19 protein-coding genes are annotated in these 18,893 nt (G+C 44.1%); 18 read left to right on the forward strand and 1 reads right to left on the reverse strand.

Features of this window, described 5'->3' with window-relative positions; all coding sequences use genetic code 11:
- Positions 1–440 precede the first annotated feature (440 nt).
- Positions 441–1,001 (forward strand): DNA-directed RNA polymerase subunit delta, encoded by a 561-nt coding sequence (rpoE, locus tag CSV80_RS07500; RefSeq protein ID WP_037561682.1) that lies wholly within the window; start codon positions 441–443, stop codon positions 999–1,001.
- Between the two features lie 171 nt (positions 1,002–1,172).
- Positions 1,173–2,774: a CTP synthase gene (locus tag CSV80_RS07505; protein ID WP_099670314.1), complete on the forward strand. Its 1,602-nt coding sequence runs from the start codon at positions 1,173–1,175 to the stop codon at positions 2,772–2,774.
- 482 nt (positions 2,775–3,256) lie between these two features.
- Here the strand turns inward: CSV80_RS07505 and CSV80_RS07510 are convergent, their stop codons facing one another.
- Positions 3,257–3,784, reverse strand: coding sequence for a DUF2529 family protein (locus CSV80_RS07510; protein WP_099670315.1), 528 nt, complete (start codon positions 3,782–3,784; stop codon positions 3,257–3,259).
- Between the two features lie 240 nt (positions 3,785–4,024).
- Here CSV80_RS07510 and CSV80_RS07515 point away from each other — a divergent pair, with 240 nt between their 5' ends.
- The 16 genes from CSV80_RS07515 (at position 4,025) to rpiB (ending at position 18,891) form a co-directional block, all read left to right on the forward strand.
- Complete coding sequence (locus tag CSV80_RS07515) at positions 4,025–4,393, forward strand: response regulator (RefSeq protein WP_099670316.1); 369 nt, start codon at positions 4,025–4,027, stop codon at positions 4,391–4,393.
- A gap of 98 nt (positions 4,394–4,491) precedes the next feature.
- Positions 4,492–5,349 carry a class II fructose-bisphosphate aldolase gene (locus CSV80_RS07520; protein ID WP_029053468.1) on the forward strand — a complete coding sequence of 286 codons (858 nt, stop codon included), beginning with the start codon at positions 4,492–4,494 and terminating at the stop codon, positions 5,347–5,349.
- A gap of 95 nt (positions 5,350–5,444) precedes the next feature.
- The gene (fsa, locus tag CSV80_RS07525) at positions 5,445–6,092 is read left to right on the forward strand and encodes a fructose-6-phosphate aldolase (RefSeq protein ID WP_029053467.1); all 648 of its coding nucleotides are present in this window, start codon (positions 5,445–5,447) and stop codon (positions 6,090–6,092) included.
- A gap of 20 nt (positions 6,093–6,112) precedes the next feature.
- Positions 6,113–7,390, forward strand: coding sequence for a UDP-N-acetylglucosamine 1-carboxyvinyltransferase (locus CSV80_RS07530; protein WP_099670317.1), 1,278 nt, complete (start codon positions 6,113–6,115; stop codon positions 7,388–7,390).
- Positions 7,391–7,527: 137 nt separating this feature from the next.
- Positions 7,528–8,493 (forward strand): class II fructose-bisphosphatase, encoded by a 966-nt coding sequence (glpX, locus tag CSV80_RS07535; RefSeq protein WP_099670318.1) that lies wholly within the window; start codon positions 7,528–7,530, stop codon positions 8,491–8,493.
- Positions 8,494–8,654: 161 nt separating this feature from the next.
- The gene (gene rho / locus CSV80_RS07540) at positions 8,655–9,935 is read left to right on the forward strand and encodes a transcription termination factor Rho (RefSeq protein WP_099670319.1); all 1,281 of its coding nucleotides are present in this window, start codon (positions 8,655–8,657) and stop codon (positions 9,933–9,935) included.
- A gap of 330 nt (positions 9,936–10,265) precedes the next feature.
- Positions 10,266–10,481, forward strand: coding sequence for a 50S ribosomal protein L31 (rpmE, locus tag CSV80_RS07545; protein ID WP_029053463.1), 216 nt, complete (start codon positions 10,266–10,268; stop codon positions 10,479–10,481).
- 480 nt (positions 10,482–10,961) lie between these two features.
- Positions 10,962–11,558, forward strand: coding sequence for a thymidine kinase (locus CSV80_RS07550; protein ID WP_099670320.1), 597 nt, complete (start codon positions 10,962–10,964; stop codon positions 11,556–11,558).
- A gap of 92 nt (positions 11,559–11,650) precedes the next feature.
- Positions 11,651–12,727: a peptide chain release factor 1 gene (prfA, locus tag CSV80_RS07555; RefSeq protein WP_099670321.1), complete on the forward strand. Its 1,077-nt coding sequence runs from the start codon at positions 11,651–11,653 to the stop codon at positions 12,725–12,727.
- Positions 12,720–13,571, forward strand: a complete 852-nt coding sequence (prmC, locus tag CSV80_RS07560; RefSeq protein WP_099670322.1) for a peptide chain release factor N(5)-glutamine methyltransferase — start codon at positions 12,720–12,722, stop codon at positions 13,569–13,571. Before prfA ends, prmC begins: the two co-directional genes overlap by 8 nt.
- 47 nt (positions 13,572–13,618) lie before the next feature.
- Positions 13,619–14,188, forward strand: a complete 570-nt coding sequence (locus CSV80_RS07565) for a stage II sporulation protein R (RefSeq protein WP_099670323.1) — start codon at positions 13,619–13,621, stop codon at positions 14,186–14,188.
- Positions 14,189–14,248: 60 nt separating this feature from the next.
- Positions 14,249–15,280 carry an L-threonylcarbamoyladenylate synthase gene (locus tag CSV80_RS07570; RefSeq protein WP_099670324.1) on the forward strand — a complete coding sequence of 344 codons (1,032 nt, stop codon included), beginning with the start codon at positions 14,249–14,251 and terminating at the stop codon, positions 15,278–15,280.
- 79 nt (positions 15,281–15,359) lie between these two features.
- On the forward strand, positions 15,360–15,863 hold the full coding sequence (locus tag CSV80_RS07575) for a manganese efflux pump (RefSeq protein WP_099670325.1): 504 nt from the start codon (positions 15,360–15,362) through the stop codon (positions 15,861–15,863).
- A gap of 54 nt (positions 15,864–15,917) precedes the next feature.
- The gene (locus tag CSV80_RS07580) at positions 15,918–16,364 is read left to right on the forward strand and encodes a low molecular weight protein arginine phosphatase (RefSeq protein ID WP_099670326.1); all 447 of its coding nucleotides are present in this window, start codon (positions 15,918–15,920) and stop codon (positions 16,362–16,364) included.
- Positions 16,361–17,653 carry a methyl-accepting chemotaxis protein gene (locus tag CSV80_RS07585; RefSeq protein ID WP_099670327.1) on the forward strand — a complete coding sequence of 431 codons (1,293 nt, stop codon included), beginning with the start codon at positions 16,361–16,363 and terminating at the stop codon, positions 17,651–17,653. The genes CSV80_RS07580 and CSV80_RS07585 overlap by 4 nt, the downstream gene beginning before the upstream one ends.
- 797 nt (positions 17,654–18,450) lie before the next feature.
- Complete coding sequence (rpiB, locus tag CSV80_RS07590; RefSeq protein ID WP_029053454.1) at positions 18,451–18,891, forward strand: ribose 5-phosphate isomerase B; 441 nt, start codon at positions 18,451–18,453, stop codon at positions 18,889–18,891.
- Positions 18,892–18,893: the final 2 nt, after the last annotated feature.

Below are 18,893 nucleotides of genomic sequence, written 5' to 3' on the forward strand. Positions count from 1 at the left end.
CAGCCACTCTATCTCAAGTATCCTATGAAACCTAATCCATTATGCAAAATTCTTTCCCTATCAAAGTGGATAATTTAATAAGTTAGTCAGTATAATGAGAACAACAAAGAAAAGGGACGTGCTGAATGTGAGATGGTACTATCATGCAATCATAATAGCTCTCTTAATTACACTCACACTCATCTTCTACAACAGCGGACTCGGCGTAATCCCCTTCACCATTGGGGCGGTCTACCTGGGGTATTTGACCATTACTGAGTATATAAATATAAAGAGAAGTAAAAGAATGTAGCATATTGGTAGAAATAACGTATATAATGTACACTATGCTTATATGCTACAAGATAAAAACGTCGATCGGCCAAATCATTCACTGACTTGGTCGGTTCCGCGTGTGATTGATAGAAGAAAGGACGTGCCATACATTGAATATCCATGACATGACAAAAGAAGAACTGTTGGAAGAATCATTAATCAACATTACGCACCAGGTACTGACAGAACGACGTGAATCCCTCACGTTGGCGGAATTAATGGAAGAGTTCCGTAAACTTACAGGTATAAGCGAGAAAGAATTGAAGGAAAAACTCCTTCAATTTTATACAGACCTAAACATCGATGGCAGATTCCTAGCGATCCAAGACAACCGTTGGGGCTTACGCGAATGGTATCCAGTTGATCAGATTGAAGAAGAAACAGCACCTGTCGTAAAAGTACGCAAGAAGAAAAAGAAGAAAAAAGATTATGACGAAGATGATATCGAAGAAGATGATGATGACGAAGAAGAAATCTTCGATGAAGAATACGTAGAACTCGGCGAAGAAGATGACGTAGACGACGAGGATGAGGAAGAAGAGGAAGTAGTCGAACTCGAGGAAGACTTAATCGATCCTGATGATGACCTGGAAGTTATTCCCGAAGTAGAACTCGATATCGAAGAAGATGACGAGGACGATGAAGAAGAGTACGAAGAAGACGAAGAGTACGAGGAAGAGAAATAATCGGACTTGACTTTTAGTGCCCAAAAATATAAGATTTGGATGGGCTCCTGAAAAGGACACATAAATTCGTGTATACGCGCTCCTTATTGTAGTTACGCTACAAACGGGGCGCTTTTTTGATTTTATATCGACCCTAATAGCTTGGAAAAAGAATAAATGGAGGCACTACACATGACAAAATATATTTTCATTACAGGCGGCGTCGTCTCTTCTTTAGGTAAAGGTATCAACGCAGCATCACTCGGACGTTTACTTAAGAACCGCGGTTTGAAAGTCACGAACCAAAAATTCGATCCATATATCAATATTGATCCACGCATGATGAGCCCATACCAGCACGGAGAAGTTTTCGTAACGGAAGATGGAGCGGAAACGGATCTTGACATCGGTCACTATGAGCGTTTTATAGACATCGAATGTAATCGATACTCCAACGTAACGATGGGGAAAGTCTATGATCTAGTATTGCGCAAAGAGCGCGCTGGCGAATATAATGGTGCAACAGTTCAGGTAATCCCACATATTACCAATGAAATTAAAGAATTGATCAAACGTGCAGGTCAAACATTGAACGCAGATGTCGTCATTACAGAAATTGGTGGCAGTGTAGGGGATATCGAATCATTGCCGTATCTTGAAGCCATTCGCCAATTAAAAACGGATCTTGCGAAGGATGACGTGATGTACATTCACAACACACTCATTCCGTATTTGCATGCAGCTGGTGAAATGAAAACGAAGCCGACACAGCACAGTGTAAAGGAATTGCGTAGTCTTGGAATTCAGCCGAACATGATCGTCGTACGAAGCGAGTACCCAGTTCCGCAAGAAATGAAAGACAAGATCGCGTTATTCTGTAACATTAAGTCAGAAGAAGTAATCGAAGCACTGGATGCGGAAACTCTATACGAAGTACCACTTCGTTTGCATGAACAAAACATGGATCAGCTAGTTGTGGATTACTTGGGTCTTGAAACACCACAGCCTGAACTTTCGGAAGTGGAAGAACTAGTGAAGTTGGTTAAGTCACTAAAAGAAACAGTAAAAATCGGTTTAGTTGGTAAGTATGTAGAATTACAAGATGCATACATCTCGGCAGTTGAAGCTATGCGTCATGCTGGATACGCGTTCGATGCAGACATCGATATTCAGTGGATCAACTCGGCAGATGTGACGTCTGAAAACGTAGCAGAACTTCTTGGAGACGTAGATGGTATTCTTGTACCGGGTGGCTTCGGAGATCGTGCAATTGATGGTAAAATTGAAGCAATCACGTATGCGCGTGAACAGAAAATCCCGTTCTTCGGTATCAGTTTAGGATTGCAGTTAGCGGCTACAGAAATCGCACGTAATGTCATCGGTCTAAAAACAGCTCATTCACTGGAGTTCGACACAGAGACTGAGCACCAGATTACTACTTTCCACCCAGATTGCCGTACAGCACGTGAAGCAGACAGTACATTACGTCTCGGTGCTTATCCGTGTAAAGTAGCTGAAAATACGAAGGCTTCCGCTGCATATGGCGAGGAGCTAGTGTACGAGCGTCATCGCCACCGTTATGAAATGAACTTGGCATATCGTGCACAGTTGGAAGAGGCAGGATTTATCGTATCTGGAATTAGCCCGGACGGTCGCTTGATTGAAATTATGGAGATGAAAGACCATCCATATTTCGTGGCTTGCCAATTCCACCCAGAATTCGCTTCCCGTCCAAATCGTCCATCACCACTAATCCGCGATTTCATCCGCGCGGCGCTTGAGCATAAAAACTAAAAAACAATGCCCACAGAAGACTTGTCTTCTGTGGGCATTTTTGACTTTATATATGAATGGAGATAAGAAAGTAGAGTTGCTGAGTGCAGGGGGATTGAAGCTCCAGCTGGGGACGCGTTCCGGAGGGCCCGCGGTGAGCCAACTAGTCACTGCGTTCTTTTAGTTGTCTCACCTGATCGGGCTGATCCTCCCGGAGTCGCCCCAGCTTCCGCCTCAATCCTACATACCAAGCGGATGTACTTACATCACTTACTGTAGATCGTGTATAAATTTTTGCTGTTTTTGAACATTTTTTAAGTCCAAGTGCAGCTCTTATCCAGTTTCTAGTTAATCACTGATTATTAACGAAACTTCAATGCGTAATGGAAAGTATCACCCACTCACATCGTAAGGGATTGGCGCGTAGGAGGGGCGACCCCTCCAGAACGCGACCCCTCCGAAGCGCCAATCCCACCCCAACAGCAACTCTAGCCTATGCCAAGTTACAGCTCGTCGTCTTCATCCGCCAACATGTCATCAATCGACAGCTTCACTGCCTCGTACACAAACAACGCAGCGAGCGCGTGGGGCTGTACGATTCTTTCGCCTGTAGGACCCGGAATCAATCCCTTTTTCAAACCTGTCGAAATATACGTATACGCAAGAGAAGCGAGTTCATTGTCGTCTTCTTCCTTATCCGCAGCCAACACAGCAAACGGGATGAATTGATCCGCGAGCTCGCGTGCCAGCTTAAGCGCAGCGGGATGATCTGCCTTTCGCACAAGCAACCACACGCGGTCCGCCGTCGTCAGCTCCAACTCTTTAGTGTAACGAATAGCACCCTCCAACGGTTCGACACCATCCAGTGCGGTCGCAGTAACAGCTTCCATTTCATCAAAAGCTGTCAAGACAATTCGTCCTTCGCCTACTAACGCTTGCGCCAATAAACGAGCCGTTTCTTCCATTGATTCATCTTGTCCTTCTGCAATTCTTTCCAGAAGACCTCTAATCTGTGTAGTTAATATTTTCACGAAAACCCCTCCAAAAGCTCAGTATAGGTGAGAAATGAAAGAAGTGCAAAATAGTTGACGAAAAATAGAGGAGTTATTGGAGTTTTCTTGAACAATATGACATAGACAAATAAAATAGAGAGATAGAATCATACATAATTTTTCTATACACATGCTTTTCTTATACAAGAAAAATAAAAGGTAGATTACACTGTAAATACAAAATCAAACAAGAAAAATTAGGTGATGGGAGAGATGTGGATGAAACATTTATTAATTGTAGATGACCAACCAGGGATTCGATTATTGCTTGAGGAAATCTTCAAACCAACCGGAATAATGACAGCGCTTGCATCAAATGGAAAAGAAGCGCTAGAAATAGTTCAGAAACTTAATCCAGACTGTATTTTACTTGATATGAAGATGCCAGGCATGAATGGCGTCGAGGTATTAAGAGAAATCCGAACCCTATCGCCTGACGCAATTGTCATGATGATGACAGCGTACAGTGAAATAGAATTACTGCAAGATGCCGATAAACTTGGTATTGATCAGCACTTTACCAAACCGTTCGATATTTTCGAAGTGCGCGATAGCATCTTAAAAAGGTTGGAGCGACTAGACGTCTGATAGTAGTAATCATTGCATGAATTTGATATGCTAATGGATGGAAATAACTATAATTAATACACATAAAAATTAGTGAAAAACTCAAGGAGGAATTTAACATGCCACTGGTCTCGATGAAGGAAATGATGATCCAAGGTAAAGAGCGAGGATATGCGATCGGTCAATATAACTTGAATAACCTGGAATATACACAGGCCATCTTACAAGCTGCCGAAGAAGAGAAGTCACCTGTTATTTTAGGCGTTTCAGAAGGCGCTGCACGCTATATGGGCGGATTCAAAACAGTCGTTATGATGGTCAAAGGATTAATGGAGGACTACGGTACTACTGTGCCGGTAGCCATTCATTTGGATCACGGTTCCAGCTTTGAGAAGTGTAAGGAAGCAATTGAAGCAGGCTTCACTTCTGTCATGATCGATGCATCTTCTAAGCCACTTGAAGAAAACATTGAAATCACGAAAAAAGTGGTGGATTTCGCGAAGCAACATAATGTATCAGTAGAAGCTGAACTTGGCGTAGTTGGTGGTCAGGAAGATGACGTCATCGCAGACGGTGTTATTTATGCAGATCCGGCTGAATGCAGAGAGCTTGTAGAAAAGACAGGTATCGACTGCCTGGCACCTGCACTTGGTTCTGTACACGGACCGTATAAAGGCGAACCGAATCTTGGATTTGAAGAAATGGAAGAAATCTCGAAACAAGGGGATATTCCACTCGTGTTGCACGGTGGTACAGGTATTCCGACGAAGGATATTCAACGTGCCATTTCACTTGGTACGTCTAAAATTAACGTCAACACAGAAAATCAGATTCAAGGTACAAAAGCTGTACGCGAAATCCTTAACGAAGATTCTGAAGTCTATGATCCACGTAAATTCCTTGGACCAATGCGCGAAGCGATCAAAGCAACGGTAATCGGCAAAATGCGTGAGTTCGGCAGTTCAAACCAAGCGTAATTACAGAATTCTGATTGAGCAAAGGAGGAGCGGAACCTGTCTCCTTCTTTGCTTTTTAGCTAAATGAATCAACCACAACTAGGAGGATAACATACATGAAATTTTTTATAGATACAGCCAATTTTGAGGAAATTAAAGAAGCGCATAGCTGGGGGATCATCTCTGGTGTCACAACGAACCCATCACTTGTCGCAAAAGAAAATATTTCATTCCATGACCGCTTGAAAGAAATTACGGCTCTCGTACCTGGTTCTGTCAGTGCGGAAGTCATCGCTTTGGATGCAGAAGGTATGATCGAAGAAGGACGTAAACTTGCAGCCCTTGCAGAAAACATCACGGTGAAATTACCGATGACACCTGAAGGCTTGAAAGCTTGTTCTGTATTCGCAGCAGAAGGAATCAAAACGAACGTCACTCTCATTTTTAGTGCCAATCAAGCCTTGCTAGCAGCGCGTGCAGGCGCGACATACGTTTCACCATTCATCGGACGTTTGGATGACATTGGCCAAAATGGTGTCGAGTTAATTGAAACGATTTCAGATATCTTCACGATCCATGACTTGGATACACAAATTATCGCAGCTTCCATCAGACACCCACAACATATTACGGCTGCAGCACTTGCAGGAGCGCATATTGCGACAACTCCATTCAACGTACTTCAGAGTCTATTTGCACACCCGTTGACAACTAAAGGAATCGATCAGTTTTTGAAAGACTGGGAAACCAGAACGAATAAGTGATAGAACAAAAGGAGCTTGAAATGGACGTTTATAAAATCAAAGGCGGAAAACGACTGCAAGGAACGATCAGAGTGAGTGGAGCGAAGAACAGTGCAGTAGCTCTAATTCCTGCCGCTATTCTAGCAGATTCACCTGTTACAATTGCAGGTCTTCCCGAAATTTCAGATGTCTATACATTGCAGGCGCTCGTCGAAGAAATCGGCGGCAAAGTGGAAATGAAAGATGGCACGATGACCATCGATCCAACTGAAATCATTTCTATGCCATTGCCTAACGGTAACGTCAAAAAACTTCGTGCATCCTACTATATGATGGGGGCGATGCTTGGCAAGTTCAAGCACGCCGTTATCGGATTACCTGGAGGTTGTCACTTGGGTCCACGCCCGATTGATCAACATATTAAGGGCTTTGAAGCACTAGGTGCCAAAGTCGAAAATGAACACGGCGCTATTTATTTGCGTGCAGATGAACTGTATGGCGCGAAAATTTATTTAGACGTCGTCAGCGTCGGTGCCACGATCAATATCATGCTTGCCGCTGTTAAAGCAAAAGGCAAAACGATTATTGAAAACGCAGCGAAAGAACCCGAAATTATTGATGTAGCGACTTTGCTTTCCAATATGGGCGCGAATATTAAAGGTGCAGGAACGAACGTTATTCGTATCGAAGGCGTAGAAACATTGCACGGTACGAAACACACTATCATTCCGGACCGTATTGAAACAGGTACCCATATGATCATGGCGGCTGCAATTGGTGATGGCGTCACAATTGATAATGTCATTCCTTTGCATGTTGAAGCGGTCACGGCGAAACTTCGTGAAATGGGCGTGAAAGTAGAAGTCGGTGAAGAACAAATTTTCATTCCGAAAACTGAAAAACTTCACGCGGTCGATGTGAAAACTCTCGTTTATCCAGGATTTCCGACAGACTTGCAGCAGCCGTTTGGTGTTTTATCGACACAGGCGGAAGGCTCATCTATTCTGACAGACACGATCTATCCAGCACGCTTTAAACAAATCGATGAGCTTCGTCGGATGAATGCGGACGGTAGAGTAGAAGGTCGTTCTGCCATCATAACAGGGCCAACAGAATTGCAAGCGGCAACGGTTGAAGCAACAGATTTACGTGCCGGAGCTGCGTTATTGATCGCGGGATTACTAGCTAGCGGAGAAACAGAAATCCATGAAATTGAACATATTGAACGCGGCTATGGCGATATCATTAACAAATTGCAAAATCTTGGTGCCAATATCAATAAAGTAAAAGTGCTCACTCCGTCTTCAATTTCTGAGTGACGCTAATTGCCAAAACGTGTATAATAGACTCAAACGACACATCCATTACGTAGAAAGTAGCCATTGGATGCGGACGTAGGCAAATGAAAGGTAATACGCAATACGCGCCTTACCGCAAACAGGAGGAACAAAACATTATGGAACGTAGTTTATCAATGGAATTAGTGCGTGTAACAGAGGCAGCAGCCGTAGCGGCAGCTCGCTGGATGGGACGCGGTTTGAAGAACGAAGCAGACGACGCGGCAACAGAAGCAATGCGTACAGTATTCGACACAATTCCTATGGAAGGTATAGTCGTGATCGGTGAAGGTGAAATGGACGAAGCGCCTATGCTGTATATCGGTGAAGAACTTGGAACAGGTCACGGACCCGCTGTAGATATCGCTGTCGATCCAGTCGAAGGTACGAATATCGTAGCGGCAGGTGGATGGAATGCACTAGCTGTTTTGGCTGTTGCAGATAAAGGCAACTTGCTAAACGCACCGGATATGTATATGGACAAAATCGCAGTAGGACCTGAAGCGGTTGGGAAAATTGATATCGACGCAAGCGTTACAGATAACTTGAAGGCTGTAGCAAAAGCGAAAAATAAATCAGTATCTGACCTGGTAGCATCTGTTTTAAACCGTGAACGCCACGCAGCCATCATCGAAGAAATTCGTGAAGCGGGTGCTCGTATCAAATTGATCGAAGATGGCGACGTAGCAGCTGCTATCAATACAGCTTTCGATGACACAGGTGTGGATATTTTATTCGGTAGAGGCGGTGCTCCTGAAGGCGTAATCGCAGCAGTCGGATTGAAATGTCTCGGTGGAGAAATCCAAGGACGTCTTGTTCCTTCAAATGACGAAGAAAGAGAACGTTGCATCAAAATGGGCATCGACGTAGATAAAGTTCTAATGATGGACGATTTAGTAAAAGGAGACGACTGTATTTTCGCAGCAACAGGCGTAACAGACGGCGAATTGATGGACGGCGTGCAGTTTAAAGGTACGTATTGCCGAACTCAGTCGATCGTTATGCGCTCGAAATCAGGAACAATTCGTTTCGTAGAAGGTCGCCACAGCATGAAGAAAAAACCTCTTCTCGTAATGCAAGACTAACTCCCTCAATACCCGGTGTCACAACCGGGTCTCTATTTCCTAAAAACTATCTAGATCCATAATGTCCGGCTACTGAAGGAAAGGAAGTACATCATGTACTCTCCTTTCTATTTACTATGCCAAATTTCCCATACAATAAATGAAGAGTGGTGTACGCATAGATGACAATGATTACCCTTGCGGACCTAGAGAATATGACGCTTAAAGAGCTATACTCTCTTGCGAAGCAGTTTAAAATTACCAACTATAGCAAACTGACAAAGAAAGAATTGATCTTCGCTATATTGAAATCCCGCGCCGAACAAGAAGGCTTCTTCTTCATGGAAGGCGTCCTCGAAATTATACAATCTGAAGGATACGGATTCCTACGTCCTATTAATTACTCGTCCAGTTCAGAAGATATCTACATCTCAGCATCTCAAATCCGTCGCTTCGATTTACGTAACGGCGATAAAGTAACGGGGAAGGTTCGACCACCAAAAGAAAACGAACGCTTCTATGGTTTACTACAAGTAGAAGCAGTCAACGGGCAAAATCCAGAAGTCGCACGCGAACGTGTTCATTTCCCGGCGTTGACACCTTTATACCCAGAACGTCAAATTCATTTAGAAACGTCAAAAAACAATGTGTCCACACGTATCATGGACCTCGTCTCTCCAGTCGGATTTGGTCAACGTGGATTAATCGTCGCTCCTCCGAAAGCAGGAAAAACGACATTGCTGAAAGAAATCGCCAATTCCATCACAACAAACCATCCCGAAGCGGAACTCATTGTATTGCTGATCGACGAACGTCCAGAAGAAGTAACGGACATCGAACGTTCTGTTAAAGCGGACGTAGTCAGTTCCACATTCGATGAAGTACCACAAAATCACGTCAAAGTAGCGGAACTTGTACTTGAACGCGCAATGCGTCTAGTCGAAAGTAAACGCGACGTTATCATATTAATGGACTCCATCACACGATTGGCACGTGCATTCAACTTAGTCATCCCACCGAGTGGACGAACACTATCTGGAGGAATTGACCCGGCAGCCTTCCATCGACCAAAAAGATTCTTCGGCGCTGCACGTAACATCGAAGAAGGTGGAAGCTTAACCATCCTTGCCACAGCCCTAGTAGAAACCGGCTCACGCATGGACGAAGTCATCTACGAAGAATTCAAAGGAACCGGCAACATGGAACTACACCTAGACCGCAACCTAGCCGAACGCAGAATCTTCCCAGCGCTGGACATCCGTCGCTCCGGCACACGAAAAGAAGAACTACTCATTCCAAAAGACAACTTGGAAAAACTATGGGCCATCAGAAAAACATTCTCAGACTCCCACGACTTCACCGAACGCTTCATGAAAAAACTGAGCCAATCCGAAAACAACGAAGAATTCTTCAACAAGCTCAATGAAGAAATGAAGGCGAAAAAAGGCAAGGGTCTAATCTGATCTATTAAGTTTAACGATGTGGATTTTGTTTTACTTTTACGCTCTTAAACGAAAGTAAATGAGTGATGTTCGTACTTATGAGGTGAAGATTGTAGCGGAAATCCAACCCATAACTAATGAGCTTATGCCCAGTAAATACCCAAATCAAACAGTTGCACAACGTATCGGATTTTGCTATACTAATCAAGTACAGTTTTGCTGTACACCGCATATACGGCTGACAAACACGGGCCGTGTACGGCATCGATCGTTTTATTGGCAACTGGTCAATAAAACATCCATAATTTCAAACTCTGTTCCAGATGGTTCAGGGCGAAAGGAGAGATATCGATGAAAGCAGGAATTCATCCAAATTACAAACTTGCAACAGTAGCTTGCTCATGTGGCAATACATTTGAAACAGGTTCTGTAAAAGAGGACATTCGCGTAGAAGTATGCTCAGAATGTCACCCATTCTATACTGGCCGTCAGAAATTTGCTTCAGCAGACGGACGAGTTGACCGTTTCAACAAGAAATACGGCATCAAGACAGAAGGACAAGAGTAATAAAAGCCAGATACCCGTCAGGTGCAGTCGTGCCAGACGGGTATTTTTATTAATTTACTGCGGAGTTTAGCGAGTACATAGGGCTAAAGTGTAAAGATTCAGCGGCGTTTGCTCTATTGGGGTCGCTGAGCGCTCAAACTGGGTTGCTAAGCGCTCATAGTTTTGCGTTAAGCGCTCAAACTAGGTTGCCAAGCGCTCATAGTTTTACGTTAAGTGCTCAAACTAGGCTCTTAAGCGCTCATAGTTGTGCGTTAAGTGCTCAATCTGGGCTGCAAAGCGCTCATAGTTGCATGTTAAGCGCTCTATCAGTACCGCTAAGCGCTCATAGTAACACGTGAACCGCTCAATCTAGGCCATCAACCGCTCATAGCTGCACACCAAGCACTCAATCTAAACGGCAAACCGCTCAAAGTAGCATACGAAACCACTCTTATCGCACTACGCACATACATATAGCACGACATCGAAAGGAGATTGACCATGTACGTTTCAATGCAAGGCGGCTGGATGGAAGTCATCTGCGGCAGCATGTTTTCAGGTAAATCGGAGGAGCTCATTCGCCGGATTCGCCGGGCGGAATTTGCCAAACAAAAAATTGCGGTATTTAAACCGGCTATTGACGATCGGTATAGCGAGGAAGCGGTTGTCAGCCACGATGGTACGTCAACTATCGCAAACCCTATTTCCAAAGCGAGTGAAATACCAAACCTCGTATCAGATGATTTCGATGTGGTCGCCATTGATGAAGCTCAATTTTTCGACAAAGATATTATAGATGTCGCGATTGCACTCGCAGATCGCGGATTTCGCGTGATCATTGCAGGACTCGATCAAGACTTCAGAGGCGAACCGTTCGGGCCGATGCCGGAACTAATGGCGGTGGCGGAACTGGTGACAAAACTCCAAGCGGTCTGCACCGTTTGTGGATCGCCTTCAAGCCGAACGCAACGATTGATAGATGGACAACCCGCATGTCAAGATGATCCCATCATTCTGGTTGGCGCATCCGAAGCATATGAACCACGTTGCCGTCAGCACCACGAAGTACCCGTCAGTCGTGCGCAACATGTAAAATAAACATATTTGCGTCTATCCGTAAGCAAGAAAGGATAGACGTTTCTGCTATATATTAGTATGTAACCAATAATTTCAGAAGAGGTGAACCGACTATGTTCGATAGACTACAAGCAGTAGAAGACCGTTATGATCGACTCAATGAACTACTTAGTGACCCGGAAATCGTCAATGATCTGGATAAATTACGAAGCTATTCGAAAGAGCAATCGGATTTACAAGACACGGTCGAAGTATACCGTGAATACAAAGGTGTCTACACTCAATATAAAAATGCGAAAGAAATGCAAGATGAGCCACTCGACGAAGATATGAAAGAATTAGTCAAAATGGAAATCGATGAACTGGAAGATCGTATTGAGGTTTTGGAAGAACAGTTAAAAGTATTGTTGATTCCAAAAGATCCGAATGACAATAAAAGTGTCATTATGGAAATACGAGGCGCAGCGGGCGGAGACGAAGCAGCTTTATTTGCGGGTAGTCTATATCGTATGTATACACGCTACGCGGAAATGAATCATTGGAAAGTAGAAGTCATTGATTCATCACCAACCGAGCTTGGTGGTTTTAAAGAAATTATTTTCATGATCGATGGCAAAGGTGCTTACTCCAAGTTGAAGTACGAAAACGGAGCGCACCGCGTGCAACGTGTACCGGAAACGGAATCAGGGGGACGAACGCATACCTCTACTGCTACAGTTGCGTGCTTGCCTGAAACAGAAGAAGTAGAAATTGAGATTCATGATAAGGATATTCGTACCGATACATTCGCTTCATCGGGACCGGGTGGACAATCCGTCAACACGACCATGTCAGCCGTACGCCTTACGCATTTGCCGACAGGTACGACGGTATCGATTCAAGACGAAAAATCTCAAATCAAAAATAAAGAAAAAGCGATGAAAGTCTTGCGTGCACGTGTCTACGATAAGTTTATGCAAGAGGTGCAAGCTGAATACGATGAAAAACGGAAAACCGCTGTTGGATCAGGAGACCGTTCCGAACGGATTCGCACATACAACTTCCCGCAAAATCGCGTGACAGACCATCGAATTGGTTTGACCATCCAAAAACTGGATCAGATTATAGAAGGGAAATTGGATGAAGTCATCGATGCATTGATTATAGAAGAACAAGCACATCGTCTAGAAAGTTTGGATCGCAATGAATGAGACCATCTATGAGTCCGTGCAACGTGCACAACAATTGCTTCAGGAACGTGGAATGGACACGCATGCCGCTGAACTGGCCATGCGTTCTGTCGTAGGAACGAATCAGGCTAATTATTTAGCTAGTTTTCGTGAACAAATTTCGCATGAAACGTATTCGCGATTCTGGGCAATTATCACAGAATTACTGACCGGTAAACCGATTCAATATATCCTCGGAGAAGAGTCTTTTTACGGCTATTCATTCGAGGTCAATGAACATGTCTTGATTCCACGTCCTGAAACAGAAGAACTCGTCCACTATGCATTGCAGCGAGCGAGTGCATTATTCGGGGACCAAGTCATTCAAATGGCGGATGTTGGAACGGGTAGCGGAGCGATTGCCATCGCATTCAAAAAAGAACGACCGACTGCAAAAGTAACTGCCACTGATTTTAGTGAAACGGCGCTTGAAGTCGCAAAACGCAATGCACAGCGCAATGAAGCGGATATAGTCTTTATGCAAGGGGATATGGAAGAACCGTTGACTCAGCAGAAATGGGACATGATCCTATCCAATCCACCGTACATCGCGGAACATGAAAAATCCGATATGTCGCCAACTGTCTATGATTTCGAACCGCAAACGGCTTTATTCGCAGAAGAAGAAGGACTCTACTTTTATCGCAGACTAGCAGAGAACTTATCGCCTCTAATGAATCGTCCAGCGCTTATCGGTTTCGAAATCGGCTATCAGCAAGGGACAATCGTGCAAGGATACTTACGAAAATCCTTTCCAAAAGCCACTGTTGAAATCGTTCAAGATATCAATAAAAAAGATCGAATGATATTTTGTGAGATTCGATGAATAAAATCTCCTCCTGCGGGTCAAGATAGAGTGCAGGAGGGGATGACATGTTACAAGATTATCCGATTAACCAACAACCAACTCAAACTTCGAAACTAGTGGCGTTTATAGAATTTGTACTTATATTACTTACGATTCAAGCGGTGCTGCTCGTGTTCGGTCAGCAGGCAACGACAGGTGAAGCGACGCAGTTTCGCATTCTCGCAAACTCTAATACGGTAGCGGATCAACAAGTGAAACGAGATGTTCAAGAAAAAATCGCACCATTACTCGAGCAGGCAATCAGCGAATCTACCAACACGCAGCAAATCACTGAAAATCTTCAAGGGTTAGAACCCACGATTCTAGAAATTGCAAAAGCGCAAGTAAACGGTGCGCACGTAACACTTGAGCACGGTGCGGCAGTGATTCCACCAAAACGAGTAGGGTTCTTCATTCAGCCACAAGACGTTTACGATGCGTATGTCGTGAAAATTGGCGCTGGTCGAGGCGATAACTGGTGGTGTTCATTGTTTCCTAACGTTTGTTTTCCTGAAGAAGCTACAGTGACTGAAACAGAAGAAGAAGAACCTGTTACATTCTTCATTTGGGAGTGGATAAAGTCGTTGTTTAAATGAACATATTCACAATTTTTGTGGATAAGGTTGATAAAATGTGTATAAAAAGGGGTTGAGCAAGTGGATACTACGCAAGAAATTGTGGATAACCTAGTGGATAACGACAGAATCTATGAACAAGCTGTAGATATCTTAAATTCTGGAGGGATTGTTGCCTTCCCGACTGAGACAGTTTATGGTTTAGGAGCCATTGCGACAGATGAGCAAGCAGTACAGCGGATCTTCGAAGCAAAAGGAAGACCTTCAGATAATCCGCTGATTGTACATATTGGGAACCAGTCAGACATCGAGAAATACGCAACAGATATTCCTAAAATTGCAGACGTATTAATAAAGGAATTTTGGCCAGGACCGTTGACGTTAATTATGAAGAAAAAGCCTGGAGTGATTGCAGATGTCGTTACGGCGGGACTTAGTACAGTAGCCATTCGTATGCCTGACCACCCGATAGCGTTGGCATTACTACGTAAACTGGATCAGTCGTTAGCGGCACCGAGTGCAAATCGTAGCGGAAAGCCAAGCCCGACGGAAGCGGATCATGTCTATCACGACTTAATCGGTAGAGTACCGCTGATTTTAGATGGCGGAGAGACAGGGGTAGGCGTGGAGTCTACCATTTTGGATATCACGGTTACGCCACCTGTCATTTTGCGTCCGGGCGGCATTACGAAAGAGCAGCTGGAAGAGTTGATTGGCACCGTGGATATGGCGACGCTACCTACAGATCAAACGGCAACACCGCGCGCGCCGGGGATGAAATATGCCCATTACGCACCTGAAGCACCGCTATTCATTATCGAGCCGAATACGGATTCTATTGCGCATGCGCTAAACACTATTCATCAACAAAATAAACGAGTCGCGATGATCGGACCTGATGAGTTATACACAGAAAACGCGGATTGGTACTTTTCCACAGGTTCCATTAACAATCGTGAAGAGATGGCGTCGAGTCTCTATAAAGCGATTCGCCAATGCGACAATACAGAAGCTGATATAATTCTTGCAATTGAGACCGATCATTCGGGTATCGGTGCAGCGGTTATGAATCGCCTCGATAAAGCATCAGACGGCAAGCGTTTCACCGAATAACATTTCGATAATGATGAATAGCCCCCTTTAGCACCCGCATAAGATTAGTAGATGCGAGACTTGCGAGGGGGCTACTTTTTTGATAGAAATCATAGCGGCTATCGTGACAACGGCTGATATACTAATCGTCTATACATTACTTCAACTGCGGCGAGGTCGATTGATGATCATGCTGTGGACGACTATACTAAATGTGTTGCTGCCACTTATCGGTTTCTACGCAGGGGAATGGGTGATGATCTTTTTCGCGGGATGGGGTCATGCGCTCTCGAGTGTACTGCTTTCACTCATAGGTCTTCACATTCTCCTCTCCGACAGTGAAGATCTGTCAGTCGTCAATAAAATCTCCCCATTTTTCTTAGCACTAATCGTCAGTATAGATGCGTTCGGAGTGAGTGTGACATTCGGTATGATGCAGCTGAATAAATGGCTGTTTGTTTTGGCATCCGGCTTCTTTTCTGTTTTATTTTCGGCTATTGCTTTCTTGTACACAGGCCGCTTACGTGTAATTAATAGTACATTTATTCGACGGTTAGCAGGTATTGTATTCATATGTATGGGAGTATTGTCCTTATTTTTCTAAAAAACTGTTTCTTTTTTCTCATAAATCCGTTATATTGTAAAGTAGGTGAAGAAAATGAATATTTATTTTATTTGTACAGGCAACACATGTAGAAGTCCATTGGCAGAAGCATTAGTCAATCATGCTAACGTGCCAGGTATTACGGCGAAATCAGCAGGTATTCATGCGATAGACGGCTTGCCGATTTCAACGAACTCAGCACAATTGCTGACGGAAGAAAAAATACCTTTCACTCCATATTCTAATGAAGTCAAGTCTGCTGAGATGGAGTGGGCTGATGTTGTTTTAACGATGACCGCAAACCATCGAGATATCCTGCACAGTCGTTATCCTGCAATGAAAGAAAAAATATTTACATTAAAAGAATACGCGGGTACAATGGCGGGTCTTGATGTGCATGATCCATATGGTGGAGATTTGGAAACATACCGCACTACATTTCATGAACTGACAGACCTCATTAACTCCGTCATCCGAAAGCAAGCGGAGGGGAACTTATGAAAGAACCGAAAAAAGTAGGGCTCCGGGCGAAACTCGTCTTATTTATCGTGATTCTCGCAGTTATCACGTATACAACGAGTGCTGTATTCATTAACTGGGTACAGCCAACATTCTTTCCAAATGTACGGCCATTTGTTTTTCAACTGCTTACATACGCGATGGGCATCATGTGGTCAGGTATTTTAGCTGCCATGTTCAGCACCATTTTGACTAAGCCGTTGCAACGTTTGGAAACGGCTGCTATGAAAGTGGCGGATGGAAAGATTGGTACAGACATTCAACTGCCCAACTCCTCGGATGAAATTCATTCCGTTTCCAAAGTATTCCAGCAAGTAGTCGTTAATTTACGTAGTATTATTGAACAAATCGAATCCAACTTCCAAGCTACTGCTCAATCTGTCGATGAATTGACGAATGAGACAAGCGCTGCGTCTGGCCAATCCGACGCCATTGCGCGCACTATTGGCGAAATTTCCGATGGCGCAGAAAACACTTCGGAGTCGATACGAGAAACAGTCAACGCGATTGAAGATATTCGTCAACTCGCGGTGGAAGTCAATAATCGCGCGGGTCAGTCTTCTGAACAATCCAAAGTGATGTTACGGGAATTAGACGTAACCACAGAAGTCTTCCAATCGGTTTTAGCGGGTATTCATCAAATGAGCAATCAAAGCGAGCATTCATTGGAAACGATACAAGTACTCGATGAAAACGCACATAAAATTGGTGAAATCGTGGAACTTGTCGGCAACATAGCTGGTCAAACTAACCTACTAGCGCTTAACGCATCTATAGAAGCAGCGCGGGCAGGGGAGCATGGTAAGGGCTTCGCTGTCGTCGCGGAAGAAGTCCGTAATTTAGCGGATGAAAGTGCAAAAGCCGTCCAGATGATTTCGGGACTTGTTCAAACGATTCAATCAGACGTCAAACAAGTCGTAGCTGAAATGAAGCAACAAGTAAAAACGGCATCCACTGAGGCCGAACGCGCGACAAAAACGAATGGAAACGTTGAAACGATGACCGCCACTATCCAGACAATGGCACTTTATGTAGATGAAATTAGCCAAATCGTCAGCAACCAAATGCAGACGATCGAGCGCACGGCTAAGCAGTCGATGGAGGTAGCAACGATTGCAGAGCATACTTCGGCGGGAGCGGAAGAAGTTCGTGCGGCCACAGAAGAACAAGTGGCGTCTATAGATCAAACGAAAAACAAGGCGTTGGAGCTGAAGGAGCAATCGGAAGAGTTGTACACAGTCATCCGGAAGTTCGACCGCACGCCAATGTAATAAGCAATGACGATTCTGAGGTATTATGCACTCTGGATCGTTTTTTTATTTATTGTGGGAAATGGAAAACGATTGGTTAGTAGTAAGTGAGCTACATGGGGTAATGTTTTGACAATTTCATTTCTTTGGCTGATTTGTACAGGGTTACTGGTTTGATTGGCTATGAGAGTGGAATGCTCATTGACCCCACTCTGGCGCCTACCACAGCAGTCGCCTCCGTTGAATTGAGTGTAAGGCAATTCATATACTTCTTTTTTAAAAGCAGAAAATTAGTATCATCAAGTTGCTGATCTTCTTATTAGAACCACAATTTAAATAATTTCCACTTAGTAGCGCAGGCACAACTGCGGGGTAGGCCGTGGCCATGAGACAACTGGCAGCACCACCGCCAGCTGGCTCCTGGCTGGAGGCAATCCCCCACGTGCCTGCGCGGGTCCAGAAAGCAGACACTTATTCACTTCAGTACCCAACAACCAGTCGAGCAACGACCGCAACTGCATAGTTACTCGGTCAACCGCGTTTCTCAGTAAGGTAACTTCACCACACGCCTAAGCAACTACAAAAGATGAAACTTTCCGAATAGAATGCTTAATCTACATCAACCAATGCCCAGAACATGACTTCCTAGACCTCAAACACGTACAATGATTTAATTTTATTCATATAACATTCGTCTTTATGACAAAACTTCAACGTTTCAAAATGGAAATTTCAAAAATAGTACAGTAAAACCGATGATTTTTTTATAGAACAATGATAGAATAAGCGATAAGTAAAAATAGAAATGAGGGTGCGCAGTGAAAGTTGCAATTTCTTCAGACCACGGAGGCAACAACCTCCGAAAAGAGATTACCAATCTATTAACCGAACTCGACATTGAATATATCGACTACGGACCGGATGCCGACACTTCCGTCGACTATCCTGACTATGCAGAACCAGTAGCGAACGACGTCGTGGCGGGGAAAGTAGACCGCGGAATCTTGATTTGCGGCACAGGAATTGGCATGTCCATTTCCGCCAATAAAATCAAAGGCATCCGTTGCGCGCTCGTTCATGATGTATTCAGCGCGAAAGCAACACGCGGCCATAACGATTCCAACATTTTAGCAATGGGGGAACGCGTGATTGGACCAGGGCTAGCACGAGAAATCGTTAGCGCTTGGCTTGAAACAGAATTTGAAGGCGGCCGTCACGAGCGTCGTATAAATAAAATGATGGAACTTGAAAAGAACTAAAG

Origin of the sequence: Sporosarcina sp. P12(2017), from assembly GCF_002743035.1 — a bacterium.
Taxonomy (GTDB): Bacteria; Bacillota; Bacilli; order Bacillales_A; family Planococcaceae; genus Sporosarcina; species Sporosarcina ureae.

Excerpts from the sequence above, each read along its gene's own strand:
- prfA (WP_099670321.1), top strand. The coding sequence starts at position 11,651 with ATGTTCGATAGACTACAAGCAGTAGAAGACCGTTATGATCGACTCAAT.
- CSV80_RS07565 (WP_099670323.1), top strand. The coding sequence starts at position 13,619 with ATGTTACAAGATTATCCGATTAACCAACAACCAACTCAAACTTCGAAA.
- rho (WP_099670319.1), top strand. The coding sequence starts at position 8,655 with ATGACAATGATTACCCTTGCGGACCTAGAGAATATGACGCTTAAAGAG.
- rpoE (WP_037561682.1), top strand. The coding sequence starts at position 441 with ATGACAAAAGAAGAACTGTTGGAAGAATCATTAATCAACATTACGCAC.
- CSV80_RS07580 (WP_099670326.1), top strand. The coding sequence starts at position 15,918 with ATGAATATTTATTTTATTTGTACAGGCAACACATGTAGAAGTCCATTG.
- CSV80_RS07585 (WP_099670327.1), top strand. The coding sequence starts at position 16,361 with ATGAAAGAACCGAAAAAAGTAGGGCTCCGGGCGAAACTCGTCTTATTT.
- CSV80_RS07550 (WP_099670320.1), top strand. The coding sequence starts at position 10,962 with ATGTACGTTTCAATGCAAGGCGGCTGGATGGAAGTCATCTGCGGCAGC.
- CSV80_RS07520 (WP_029053468.1), top strand. The coding sequence starts at position 4,492 with ATGCCACTGGTCTCGATGAAGGAAATGATGATCCAAGGTAAAGAGCGA.
- prmC (WP_099670322.1), top strand. The coding sequence starts at position 12,720 with ATGAATGAGACCATCTATGAGTCCGTGCAACGTGCACAACAATTGCTT.
- glpX (WP_099670318.1), top strand. The coding sequence starts at position 7,528 with ATGGAACGTAGTTTATCAATGGAATTAGTGCGTGTAACAGAGGCAGCA.
- CSV80_RS07515 (WP_099670316.1), top strand. The coding sequence starts at position 4,025 with ATGAAACATTTATTAATTGTAGATGACCAACCAGGGATTCGATTATTG.
- CSV80_RS07505 (WP_099670314.1), top strand. The coding sequence starts at position 1,173 with ATGACAAAATATATTTTCATTACAGGCGGCGTCGTCTCTTCTTTAGGT.
- CSV80_RS07530 (WP_099670317.1), top strand. The coding sequence starts at position 6,113 with ATGGACGTTTATAAAATCAAAGGCGGAAAACGACTGCAAGGAACGATC.
- fsa (WP_029053467.1), top strand. The coding sequence starts at position 5,445 with ATGAAATTTTTTATAGATACAGCCAATTTTGAGGAAATTAAAGAAGCG.
- rpmE (WP_029053463.1), top strand. The coding sequence starts at position 10,266 with ATGAAAGCAGGAATTCATCCAAATTACAAACTTGCAACAGTAGCTTGC.